The sequence below is a fragment of the Synechococcus sp. OH2 genome (assembly GCF_047462155.1).
Classification (GTDB): Bacteria; Cyanobacteriota; Cyanobacteriia; order Thermostichales; family Thermostichaceae; genus Thermostichus.
The window spans coordinates 16948-27895 of sequence record NZ_JANSIR010000070.1 but is presented as its reverse complement, the minus strand read 5'-3'; the positions used below and the strand labels follow the sequence as shown (position 1 = coordinate 27895).

At 61.4% G+C, this 10948-nt stretch carries 15 protein-coding genes and 1 pseudogene; 8 read left to right on the top strand and 8 right to left on the bottom strand.

Annotated features, from left to right (window positions below):
* From NW835_RS06120 to rpsP, 5 genes are all read right to left on the bottom strand, one after another.
* The coding region (locus tag NW835_RS06120; RefSeq protein WP_414414799.1) for a 3'(2'),5'-bisphosphate nucleotidase CysQ family protein at nucleotides 1-456 on the bottom strand (456 nt) is incomplete at its 3' end.
* Nucleotides 457-467: 11 nt separating this feature from the next.
* On the bottom strand, nucleotides 468-1229 hold the full coding sequence (gene hisF, locus NW835_RS06115; protein ID WP_414365708.1) for an imidazole glycerol phosphate synthase subunit HisF: 762 nt from the start codon (nucleotides 1227-1229) through the stop codon (nucleotides 468-470).
* A gap of 27 nt (nucleotides 1230-1256) precedes the next feature.
* Nucleotides 1257-2360 (bottom strand): ArsA family ATPase, encoded by a 1104-nt coding sequence (locus NW835_RS06110; protein WP_414414798.1) that lies wholly within the window; start codon nucleotides 2358-2360, stop codon nucleotides 1257-1259.
* Nucleotides 2357-2632: a KH domain-containing protein gene (locus tag NW835_RS06105; protein WP_414414797.1), complete on the bottom strand. Its 276-nt coding sequence runs from the start codon at nucleotides 2630-2632 to the stop codon at nucleotides 2357-2359. The genes NW835_RS06110 and NW835_RS06105 overlap by 4 nt, the downstream gene beginning before the upstream one ends.
* A gap of 63 nt (nucleotides 2633-2695) precedes the next feature.
* A complete protein-coding gene (gene rpsP, locus NW835_RS06100; protein ID WP_414414796.1) occupies nucleotides 2696-3142 on the bottom strand; it encodes a 30S ribosomal protein S16 in 447 nt (148 codons plus the stop codon).
* A 456-nt stretch (nucleotides 3143-3598) separates the two neighbouring features.
* Between rpsP and NW835_RS06095 the strand changes: the two genes are divergently transcribed.
* A complete protein-coding gene (locus NW835_RS06095) occupies nucleotides 3599-3772 on the top strand; it encodes a zinc ribbon domain-containing protein (RefSeq protein WP_414378035.1) in 174 nt (57 codons plus the stop codon).
* Nucleotides 3773-3863: 91 nt separating this feature from the next.
* Nucleotides 3864-4301 carry a TerB family tellurite resistance protein gene (locus NW835_RS06090; protein WP_414365703.1) on the top strand — a complete coding sequence of 146 codons (438 nt, stop codon included), beginning with the start codon at nucleotides 3864-3866 and terminating at the stop codon, nucleotides 4299-4301.
* 51 nt (nucleotides 4302-4352) lie between these two features.
* Here the strand turns inward: NW835_RS06090 and NW835_RS06085 are convergent, their stop codons facing one another.
* Nucleotides 4353-4772 carry a metal-sensing transcriptional repressor gene (locus NW835_RS06085; protein ID WP_414365702.1) on the bottom strand — a complete coding sequence of 140 codons (420 nt, stop codon included), beginning with the start codon at nucleotides 4770-4772 and terminating at the stop codon, nucleotides 4353-4355.
* An 89-nt stretch (nucleotides 4773-4861) separates the two neighbouring features.
* Here NW835_RS06085 and sds point away from each other — a divergent pair, with 89 nt between their 5' ends.
* Nucleotides 4862-5833 carry a solanesyl diphosphate synthase gene (sds, locus tag NW835_RS06080; protein ID WP_414365701.1) on the top strand — a complete coding sequence of 324 codons (972 nt, stop codon included), beginning with the start codon at nucleotides 4862-4864 and terminating at the stop codon, nucleotides 5831-5833.
* Nucleotides 5834-5848: 15 nt separating this feature from the next.
* On the opposite strand, the gene lepB is transcribed toward sds, so the two are convergent.
* Nucleotides 5849-6535, bottom strand: coding sequence for a signal peptidase I (gene lepB / locus NW835_RS06075; RefSeq protein WP_414414795.1), 687 nt, complete (start codon nucleotides 6533-6535; stop codon nucleotides 5849-5851).
* A gap of 126 nt (nucleotides 6536-6661) precedes the next feature.
* Here lepB and NW835_RS06070 point away from each other — a divergent pair, with 126 nt between their 5' ends.
* Nucleotides 6662-7039, top strand: coding sequence for a hypothetical protein (locus NW835_RS06070; RefSeq protein WP_414414794.1), 378 nt, complete (start codon nucleotides 6662-6664; stop codon nucleotides 7037-7039).
* A 129-nt stretch (nucleotides 7040-7168) separates the two neighbouring features.
* On the opposite strand, the gene NW835_RS06065 is transcribed toward NW835_RS06070, so the two are convergent.
* Nucleotides 7169-8236 (bottom strand): hypothetical protein, encoded by a 1068-nt coding sequence (locus NW835_RS06065; protein ID WP_414365698.1) that lies wholly within the window; start codon nucleotides 8234-8236, stop codon nucleotides 7169-7171.
* Nucleotides 8237-8418: 182 nt separating this feature from the next.
* Between NW835_RS06065 and NW835_RS06060 the strand changes: the two genes are divergently transcribed.
* The 4 genes and pseudogenes from NW835_RS06060 to NW835_RS06045 all read left to right on the top strand — a co-directional run.
* On the top strand, nucleotides 8419-9156 hold the full coding sequence (locus NW835_RS06060; protein ID WP_414414793.1) for a pyridoxine 5'-phosphate synthase: 738 nt from the start codon (nucleotides 8419-8421) through the stop codon (nucleotides 9154-9156).
* The gene (locus NW835_RS06055) at nucleotides 9153-9797 is read left to right on the top strand and encodes a DUF3318 domain-containing protein (RefSeq protein ID WP_414365696.1); all 645 of its coding nucleotides are present in this window, start codon (nucleotides 9153-9155) and stop codon (nucleotides 9795-9797) included. Before NW835_RS06060 ends, NW835_RS06055 begins: the two co-directional genes overlap by 4 nt.
* Before the next feature lie 14 nt (nucleotides 9798-9811).
* The gene (locus NW835_RS06050; RefSeq protein WP_414414792.1) at nucleotides 9812-10633 is read left to right on the top strand and encodes a biotin--[acetyl-CoA-carboxylase] ligase; all 822 of its coding nucleotides are present in this window, start codon (nucleotides 9812-9814) and stop codon (nucleotides 10631-10633) included.
* 28 nt (nucleotides 10634-10661) lie between these two features.
* A pseudogene (locus NW835_RS06045) lies at nucleotides 10662-10948 on the top strand (M23 family peptidase); the annotation flags it as partial.

The window sequence follows — 10948 nt, the reverse complement described above, 5'->3', positions numbered from 1 at the left end:
GGGGGGGCGGGCCCGGATGGGCTCTTTGCCTTTGTAGGCCCCCAGGCCCTGCGCTGCCCTGTAGGTAAGACCGAGAGCTGGGGCATGGACGACACCTAGGATGGGGATCCCTGCCTCGACGAGGGCGATGTTGACCGTGAACTGGTCGTTGCGCCCGATAAACTCGCGCGTGCCGTCCAAGGGATCCACCAACCAAAACCGTCGCCACGGCTGCCGCTGGGTGTAGGGAATGCCGCCAGATTCTTCTGAAAGTACGGGGATCTCAGGGGTCAGGTCTTGCAGGCCCTGTAAGATCAGGCGGTGGGAGGCCAGATCCGCTTGGGTGAGGGGGGAGGCATCTGCTTTGAGTTCGACCTGCAGCGGTTCTTGCCGATAGAAGGGCAAGATGGCCTGCCCTGCCGCTTCTGCTAGGTGGCACACCTTGGGCAGGAGAGCAGCCAGATCTGGAGCCTGCACGGATCCCTCCCTTAGCGACGCACCGGAATGCCGTGGGCAGCCAAGTCGGCTTTGATCTGCTCAATCGTCACCTGACCGTAGTGGAGCAGCGAGGCCAACAGGGCTGCTTCTGCTCCCCCCTCTTGGAGAGCTTGGCGGATGTGGGCACAGTCTCCTGCTCCTCCTGAGGCGATCACCGGCACCGACACCACTTCGGCCACCCGGCGGGTCAGCTCTAGGTCGTAGCCAGCCTGGGTGCCGTCGGCGTCCATGCTGGTGAGCAAGATCTCCCCTGCCCCCCGCTCGGCCACGGTTTTGGCCCACTCCACCGCGTCCAGGCCCGTCGGCTCCCTCCCCCCGCGCACGTACACTTCCCAGCCGCCACCCTGAGGCTTGGCGCGGGCGTCGATAGCCACCACGATGCACTGGGATCCAAACTGACGGCTGGCCTGGGCAATGAGATCCGGATCCCGAACTGCCGCCGAGTTGAGGCTCACCTTGTCGGCCCCAGCCCGCAACAGTTGCCGGATCCCGTCCACATCGCGGATCCCACCTCCCACCGTGAGGGGGATGAACACCTGCTCAGCGGTGCGTCGCACCACCTCCAGCAAGATCTCCCGCTCTTCGTGAGTGGCGGTGATGTCTAGAAAGACTAGCTCGTCAGCTCCCGCCTGGTCGTAGGCCTGGGCCAGCTCCACCGGATCCCCGGCATCGCGCAACTGCACAAACCGGATCCCTTTGACCACCCGCCCCGCCGCCACATCCAGACAGGGAATAATCCGCTTGGCCAACATCGCCTTCTCCTCCGCTGGCGTGATGGCCTAGCCAAAGCTGATGACTAAGAAAGGCTCTTGAAACTTGGCCCCGCTTACCTGCCGGCCTGCCAAGCTGGGGGGCAGGAACAAGTTGCGCCGCTGATCCCCGGCGGTGATGGTCAGTTCTGGCCCAGATTGGCTCAGCTCGATTTGGGCCTTGCTAAAGCCGGGAAGAAACAGCTTCACGGTGCGGGATCCCTCGTCGATGGCTACAGGCGGCGGCACCTCCGGCGCCGCGAAAATCCCTCCTACCGCCTCTTCCAAAGCCGACCAATCGGATCCCTGGCGCCGCGGCAGGATGCGCACAGGCAGCGGAGAAAAATCGGCAGCCGACACCTCCCCAGGAACCAGCGGCACGACCCAGAGGCCACCCACTGTCAGCCCCACCATCTGGGCACTGCCCCAGAGGTAGCGGGCAGTCTGCACGGCCATCGGATCCGGGGTGGTCACCAGGTGGGCCAACACGCGACGAGGATCGGCGATGGCCTGGCGTCCCTGCTCGAAAATGTTGGTCATCCCCCCCAGGCGATTCGACAGATCCTCTAAAGATGAGAACTCCACGGTGCTAACCGACCGCAGCAGCGGCTCGGCAAAAGGGCGCAGGGTTTTGGCCAAGTCGGATCCCCAAAAAGCTTTAGAAGCCCGTCGCCAGTACCAACTGGCCACCTCCGGGATCCCAAAGGCCCGCAAGGTGGTCAGATCCCCTGGACCATCGTAGAGAATGCAGTCGTATTGGCCGCTGGCATCGTAACGGCGCAGCGCTTCCAGAGCCAGGGCCTGATCCATGCCCGGCAGCACCCCCAGCTCCTGACCGTAGATCTCCCGGAAAAAGGGAGTGCGTACGTATTGGGCTTCCAGCTCTTTGGCCGCCGTCCAGTACTGCTCCAGAAGCTGGGTTGTGCGCAACTGCACCACGCTCAAGTTGGCGGCAATAGTTACCGGCTCGCCGGAAAGCGGGATCCCACCCAAGAGCATCTCCAGCCCCGGCCCCGGCTGATGGCCGACCAACAGCACCCGCCGCCCCTGCTGGGCTGCCGCCCGGGCTACTGCCACGGTCAGGGTGCTCCGGCCGGTGCCCCCCTTGCCCAAAAAGGTGAGGATTTGGCTCATTCCCGCTCCTCCCGACCCCGCTCTCCAGATTCTCCATAGATGTCGATGTACAGCGATTGCCCCGCCAACTGAGCTGCCGCCATCATGACCTGCCGAATGGCTTGCAGGGTGCGCCCGCCCCGCCCCAATACCCGCCCGCGATCTTTGGGGTCAAAGGCCAGCCGCAGCCAAACCTTGCGCCCGCCACAGGTGGTTTCCACGTCCATTGACGGCGGGCCGCTGCTGAGCAACGGCTCGATCAAGAGATGGACAAGGGCTTCGTAATCCGGCATGAGGAGCTAGACGACAGGGAAGAACAACTGCCGAGCCAAGCTTAGCCGAAAGCGCAGCCGCCCCTAAGCCTCAACCTGAGGTTTTTTCTCTTCAGCTTCTGGTTCCGGCTCCTGGGAGTTCCCCTCCGCTGCCGCTTCCGCAGACGCCTCAGGAAGATCCGCCGCTGCAGCAGGCTCCTCCGTGGACGGCCCCGGCTCAGGGATCCCAGCCTCAGGCTTGGCAATGGCTGGGATGCGAATCGCGGCAACCACTCCGCCCTCGCCAGCTTTCAACATCTCGTAGAGGCCGGCTTTTTTGAGGATCCCGTCCACAGTGTCTGTAGGCTGAGCGCCACGCCGCAACCACTTAAGCAGGCCTGCCGTCTCCAGAACTGTCTCCTTGGTGCGAGGGTTATAGTAGCCCAACTCCTCCAGCGGACGACCCTCACGGCGGGTCTTACTTTCAATAGCGATGATGCGATAACTGGGTTGCCGTCTTTTTCCGTAGCGCTTGAGCCGTAACTTAACCATGGGGTGTCGCTCCTCAGGGGTGCTCCGCAAGCTGTAAAGGGTTACCAAGAGAAGAAAAGATGAAGCAAGCCAAGCTGCCGCCCCTTACCGCATCCCAGCGGAAGTCTTGGCGGCTGGCTATGACAGAGACCCCCTATTATAATCGATTGTTCCTCGGCGGAAAAAGGGCCGAATCGACACCAAGTGGCATCTTCATCTGAATGCACGGGATCCCTCACCGTCTATACGGTGGAGAGGGATAGCGCCTAATATACCTAGCATGACCCAAGTTTTGATTATCTCTTGCAAGCTCAAGGTGTCTGCCTCACAAGCCGCAAAGCTGGATGCGACCAAGGCCTACGGCCCGCTGGCGCGAGCGTGGACGAGTCAACCAGCAGCCAGACAGAGCGGCGGCGGTTGAGCAGTGAGGCCTACGGCCCGCTAGCGCGAGGGGCGTTCTAACCGTTGCGGTAGTTTGTGCACTACAAGGCAGCAAGAGCAGGAGTGAAGGTTGTGGTGGTGCCGCCTGCCTACACTTCGCAGACCTGTCACCGCTGCTTGTGGCTTGGCCAGCGGGAAGGGAAGCGTTTTCGCTGTGTCAACCCGGCCTGTTGTTGGGGAGGGGATGCGGGACGGAGTCCTTGTGAGTGAGCTTCAGGGCTACCCAAAACCCCACCCGCCTATGGGGTGGGGCAGTTTATGGCAAAGTTGAAGAGGAAACCCAAGCTCAGCAACAACCCCCATGGTCAACTACGCCGACTTGACAGATGAGCAGCGCCAGCTCTACCTCAAAGCCTTGATCGCGGTAGCCCGAGTGGACGGCCAGTTGGACGAAGAGGAGAGCAACTTTTTCCTGCAAATTGCCGAAGGGATGGGCGTCGAAAAACAGGTGGCCCAAAGCTACCTGGCCGAGGAGACGGGCGCAACCCTAGACCTCAGCCGGATCCCTCCTCTACACAATGCAGCCGGAGCCCTAATCCTGCGAGATTTGGCGGCGATGGCGGTGGTCAACAACGAGCTGGCGGAAAAAGAAGAGGCTCTGATTTTCGAGATCGGCAAAGCCATGCAATTCAGCCAGGAGGAGATCAACGAGTTCTTGGACTGGGCCTTCATGGGCCTGCAATGGCAACTGAAAAGCGCCGCCCTGCTGGAGCGCTACGCTGCCGACGGCAACAGCTAGCCTTGGCTTGAGCAAAGCCCAGCCTACGCCCATGGGAAAGGCTTGTATCCACTAGCTGATGTAGCGATCAAGGGCCCGCTGCAGCTCTTCCAGTTCCACCTCGATGTTGCCACTTTCGATGGCGTGGCGGATGCAGTGACGGATGTGGTCGTCAAGAATAAGGCGCGCCACCCGATCCAGTGCCCCCTTGACAGCGGCAATCTGCAGCAGCACATCCGGACAGGGCTGATCCTGCTCGATCATAGAGCGGATCCCGCGCACATGCCCCTCGATGCGAGCCAGACGATGGATTAGCTTGCGCCGCGACTGCGGGTCATGGTGGTGAGGCTGGGCTCGCCCCGATAGAGGTGGCTGCTCCAGCGCAAGCTCCCACTCCTCCTCCCAATCGGGTTCTGCAGGGAGCGGGGGGACAGAGCCGGTTGGAACTGGGGAAACGGGATCCGACATAAAAAAGCAGAGGACTGTTTGCATGATACCGCTCGCTTTTCCCCGAGAACGTTGGGGTGCTCTACAATAAGGGGAGATATGAAATTTTGTAAAACCTCTCATACTTTGGCTCCATGACCTCTGTGCTCTCCCCCTTTGGCCCTGTAGAAGCGGATCTGGAGCGTTTACGCCAGAACCTGTCGCGGCTGGTTAGCGCCAAACACCCAATTCTGGCCATGGCTGCCGAACATCTGTTTTCGGCGGGGGGGAAAGGGATCCGACCGGCGATTGTGCTGTTGATTGCGCGGGCTACCACGCCGGATGGGGAGATTACCCCACAGCATTGGCGCCTGGCGGAAATTACCGAGATGATCCACACGGCCAGCTTGGTGCACGACGATGTCATCGACACTGCGGACGTGCGGCGGGGCATCGACACAGTAAATACCCTTTTCGACAACCGCGTAGCGGTGCTGGCGGGGGACTACCTCTTCGGCCAAGCTGCCTGGTATTTGGCTAACCTGGACAATCTGGAAGTGGTGAAGCTCTTGTCCAAGGTAATCATGGATCTGCCGGAGGGCGAGGTACGCCAGAGCCTCACCCGCTTCGACCCGGATGTGTCGCTGGAGGAGTACCTGGCCAAGAGCTTCTACAAAACCGCCTCCCTCATATCCGGCAGTTCTAAGGCCGCCGGGCTGCTGAGCGGGGTCAGTCCTGAGGTGGCTGATCGCCTCTTTGACTTTGGCCGCGACCTGGGCATTGCCTTCCAAATCGTGGACGATCTGCTGGATTTCACCGCCTCGGCAGAGATGCTCGGCAAGCCGGTGGGTTCTGACCTCATCCAGGGCAACTTGACGGCACCGGTTTTGTTCGCCCTGGAGGAGTTTCCCCAGATGCGGGAGCTCATCCTCCGAGAGCTGGCCGAACCCCAGGATCTCCAGCAGGCCCTGGAGTGGGTCTACCAGAGCAATGGGATCCCGCGCTCCCGCCAGTTGGCGCGAGACTATGCCCGTCGGGCTGCCGAGGCGTTGGAAGTTCTCCCCGATTCGGTAGCCCGCCGAGCTTTGTTTCAAATGGTGGACTATGTGCTGGAGCGGGCCCGCTGAGAGACTTTTCCAGGTTTAGGTTCGACTCCCCGAAGCCTGCGCCCCTTCAGAAGAGAGCTCCGGATACTCTGGGGGGGTGAAAAAGTGCAGGCGATTGGGGGGCCAAAAGCGGAAGATGGTGTTGCCGATGATGTTCTCTTCCGGCAAAAATCCCCACACATGGGAGTCTTGGCTGTCGTTGCGGTTGTCCCCCATCACAAAATAGGAGCCGGGGGGGACGAGAAATTCGGATCCCTGGTTGGGCACGCCGGGGCAGCGCTCGCCCGGACAGGAGTAATGGGGGGGAGCGTAGATATAGTCCTCCTGGAGCGGGATGCCGTTGACGATCACCTTGCCATCGGCAATGCGGATGCGATCTCCCGGCAGGCCGATCACCCGCTTGATGTAGGCACCGTCGAAGTTCAGCTTGGCAGGCGGGTAGAAGACGATGATGTCGCCCCGTCTGGGGGAGCTGAAGCGGTAGCTGACCTTTTCCACCACCAGCCGATCCCCTTCTTCTAGGGTGGGCAGCATCGAATCAGATGGGATCCAACGTGCTTCCGCCACAAAGGTGCGAATGCCGAAGGCCAACAGCAGCGCCAGCACCACTGTCAGCAAGTTCTCCCGCTGAGCCTGCCACCAGGTGCGGGAGCTGGAGCCGGCGGAGGTTTCCCCTGGCGACAGCTTGGGCTGGGGCAAAGACGTCGGATCTTTTGACGGCATGGCGGCTAGTGCACAAGACTGCACGATCTCAAGATTATCGCACCCAGCAGGAGCCAGCATCGAAAAGACGAATGGCCGCCAGTAGCTTACGATCGAGAGACACGTAGCCTGTAACTTGCAAACCCCATGACGATTTCAACAGAAGAGCGCCTAGAGCGGCTCGAGCGCTTGGTCGAGACCAACAGCCAAGCAATAGCCCACCTCAGCCAACAACAAGGGGAAATTTTGCAGCGGATCGATCGGCTCGCAGGAGATACTGGAAAGCTCTCAGAGCGTGTCGAGAAACTATCGGGCGATGTCGAGAAACTATCGGGCGACGTCGAGAAACTATCGGGCGACGTCGAGAAACTGTCAGGTGACCTGGAAAAACTGACTTTTAAGTTCGACACCGCTCAGAGCATCGGGGAACGGCTGGAACGTCTAGCCACCAGCCTGATTGCCGGCGCCACCATCAGCATTATTGCCGGAGTCATTTTGGTGCTGTTGCGGGAGGGATCCCGTTAGGAAGAAGCCGCTCAGGTTGTCGTGGGAATGGGACGCCTGGGGCGCTGAGGAGAGGCTCCTGGACTCCTACAGGCAGGGATTGGGGCAGGAGAGCAATGGCCTGGCCTGCATCGAAATGCCCATGGGGGATCAACTGCCGGAGGTGAGTTTTTCCCAGTCCTGCTGGTGGATAGCGATCATCTGGGCCTGGGCCTGAATGGCCGCTAACGTCTCTGCCATCAGGAGCCAGTTGCTGTCAGGGGGAGTGGGATATTGCTTGAGCTTCCCCAGGGTGCTACTAAGGGCCACTTGCAGTTGCTGCAGCAGTTGGTGGGTTTGTTGGGCCAAAGCCACAGTCTCGGAGACGCGGAGGCGGTTTTGGCCTTGCTGATACTTCTGGAGGGCTTCTCCTCGCAGAATGCTGAGGATGGCCCCTTCCCTGGGAGGGGAGCCTGGCCCGCTTTTAGAAGGCTGGGGGATAATGCGCAACTGCAGCACCAGTGGCTCCCCCCGGTACAGCCGCTCCGCCTCTGCCTGCTGCGGCTCCCCGATGAGGTTGGGATCGAGAGCCATCATCCGCTTCATGGCGGCGATCAGCTTTGCCCGTATCGACTCCGAGAGTTCCTTGAACAGATCCCGCAAAATCCCCTGCTGGCGGTAGCGAACCCGGCACAGCACTCCCTCCTGGGGTTCTACAAAAATTTGCTCTGCTTTCTCGTCTAAAGCCCGCCGCAGCATTGAGTTCAGCAACTGCTGCACCGTCTCTTCCGATTCGTCAGCAGGAAGGGGCGGAGCCGTTGGCCGTGCCGGCAGCGGCTGGGTGGGAGTCGGTCGGCTGGGCGGCCCAGCTACGGGAGCAGGGACTTCCCGAGTGGTGCGGTTAGCGTGGACCTGCAGGCGGAGCTGCTCCACCTCTGCTGGGCTGGGTGGGTGGCTAAAGTAGTAGGCAATTAAATCCTGCTGCTGCTCAAAAGTAATTGGGATCGGCTCAACGGAGATCTGGGAATAGGCGAGCATCTTGCTCACGTAGTCCAACGCCGCCAAATCCTGGGGATCCACCATGCCCAAAATGAGGCTATCGGTATCCAGGGCCACGGGCACAACCTGGTAGTAAATGCAGATCTCCACCGGCAGGTACTGGGCAATCAGGGCCGGCACCCGCGCCCGGTCAATAATTGAGTGTGGTCCCACCGCCAGCGAGGCATTTGGATCAGTCATGGCAAGCCTGGAGTGGATCCCGCACAGGCGAGACGTCACTTTCGAGCATTTTGATCATAGAGTAAAGGCTGCCTCCCCCGCCGTCTGAACCCCACAGCATCCAGGCTCGTCTGACCAGCGCAAATTGAATAATGTAATACTAGGAGCATTCTAGAATCCTTTACACCCACAGCAGTCAGGCCTTGTTAAGTCTTGGAGTTAACATCGACCACATTGCCACACTGCGCCAGGCTCGCCGCACTGTAGAGCCGGATCCGGTGGCAGCGGCAGTAATTGCCGAGTTGGCAGGTGCAGATGGGATCACGGTGCATTTGCGCGAGGATCGCCGTCACATTCAGGATCGGGATGTGCGGCTGTTGCGGCAGACGGTGCGCACCCACCTCAACTTGGAGATGGCCGCCACCGACGAGATGGTAGCCATTGCACTGGAGATCAAGCCCGATTATGTCACCTTAGTTCCCGAGCGGCGAGAAGAGATCACCACCGAGGGGGGTCTGGATGTGGCAGGGCAGGTGTCGCGTCTTAGCGAGGTGGTCAGCCAACTGCAGGGATCTGGCATTCCCGTCAGCTTGTTTGTCGATCCCGATCCCATCCAAATTGCCGCCGCTGCCCAGGTGAGGGCCCGCTGGGTGGAGCTGCACACGGGACGCTATGCGGAGGCGTCCTCGGAAGCGCAACAAGAGGCGGAGTTGGCCCAACTTCGGCAGGCTAGCCAACAGGCGATTCAACTGGGCTTGCGGGTGAACGCCGGACACGGCCTCACCTACTGGAACGTCGGCCCGGTGGCACGGATCCCTGGCATGGAAGAGCTGAACATCGGCCATAGCATCATCAGTCGAGCGGTGCTGGTGGGGTTGGATCGGGCGGTGCGAGAGATGCGTCAGGCGATGGGATTAAGCTCAGGAGTAGGCCCGGCATGAACTCGGAGTACTACGGCTACGACAACGGCTACGACAACTACGTTCTCGACCAGGCTGAGGTCGAGCGCCTGCTGGATCTGCTGCCCGCCAGCATGCGGGAGAGTGTGAAGATCTTGCCGGCCTCGGAACGGCAGACGGTGGTGATCAAGGGCCGTCGGCAAATGCCCTGGGAACGGCAGATGCGGCTGTTCATCAAGCCCTACGAGTGGCGACAGTTCACTCCCCTGCAGCGGGCAGGGCTGTTTCTCCACAAGGTGGGCTACTACAGCCGGGCAGCCTCGCGGCAAATCGACTTTTACCTGGCCATAGCGGCTCTGGGAGGGCTGAGCCTGATCTTCGAGGTCGTGCAGCAAGACCCGGTGGGGGCAACGGTTTCGGGAGGGTTGAGCGGCTTGGCGCTTTGGCAGTTGCGCCGCGACCAAACCAACGACCGCCGTCTTCTGGCCGCCGATGCCTACGCCGTGGATCGCCTGGTGTTGCGCGGGATCCCACGGCTGCAGGCGGTGGAGGCCTTAGGGCAGGCGCTGCACCTAGAGGCCCGTCTGGAGGGGCGTTCTGGCAACGACCTGTTGGACATGCTGCGCTACCAAAACCTGAAGCGGCTGGCCCAGCGCCCCGCAGAAGACATTGTGTTGAGCTAGGGCCGAGCCGAGCCATGCTTTCCCCTGCGCGGCTGGGATCCCTGGTGGGTCGGGGGGCCTGGGGGCATCACCTTCTCCAGGTGGCAGTAACCGATTCCACCAACCGGCTGCTCTTGGACTGGGGTCGTCGCTTCCCTCAGCCGCTGCCCCTGGGCACGGTTTTGGTGAGTACCCGCCAGCGGGCAGGACAGGGCCAGCATGGGCGAGTATGGCAATCGCCAGCGGGGGGGCTGTACCTGTCGGTCTGGCTGGGATCCCCGCCTCTTCGGCATTCGCTGCTGGAGTTGACCCTGACGCTGGCCTGGGGTGTTGCGGGCAGCCTACGACAGCGACTGGGGATCCCGCTGCAACTGAAATGGCCCAACGACCTAGTGGTGGTGGATGAGCAGTGTCCAGGTTCTCTGCGCAAGCTGGGTGGCCTCTTGGTGCAGAGCCGCTTTGGGGAGAGAGGGCAACTGCTGGGGCTGGTGGCTGGCATTGGGGTAAATGTCAACAATCCCGTGCCCGCTGAGGGAATCAATTTGGCCGAGATCTTGGGATCCCGCCAGGATGGCACTGCCGCTGCTGCCTGGGTTTTGCAGGGGATGGAGCGGGGGTTTCAGAGCTGGCTGCAGGAGGGGTTTGCTCCTGTGCGCTCCGAGTACGAAGCCTGGGCGGTAAAGCCGCAAGTTCGATGGCCCCCAGGAGAGACGCTGGCCACGGTTTTGGGCCTTGCCAGGGATGGGAGGCTGCGGGTACAAACACAGGGGGGGCTGATCCTCGTCCTTGCTCCCGACCAGGTGCGCCTGAGCTATCAACTGCCTATCGCCGGTGACCCTTCGTTTTCTGCTGAGTGACCTGTAGCGGGTGATGGATCCCTTGCCCATGTCGGCAAAGTCTTTTTGGCTGCGTCTTCCCTCTTGGCCAGGCAGCAGGTTGGCGGGAAGGGCGCGGTTGCTGCGGCGGCTAGGGCTGGGCTTAGGGTTGGGACTGGGCCTGCTCTGGTTCTCCTCCACCGCCCTGCTGGCGCAGACGCAACTCCATCCTCTGCCTCCCCCTCCCTCGGTAGGCCCGGCTCTGGACACCCCTGCAGCAGAAGCCCTGCTGTTGGATGGCGCCATTCCCCTGCCGACGGGCAGCCCAGAGTCCACAGGCTTGGCGTCCGAACCTGG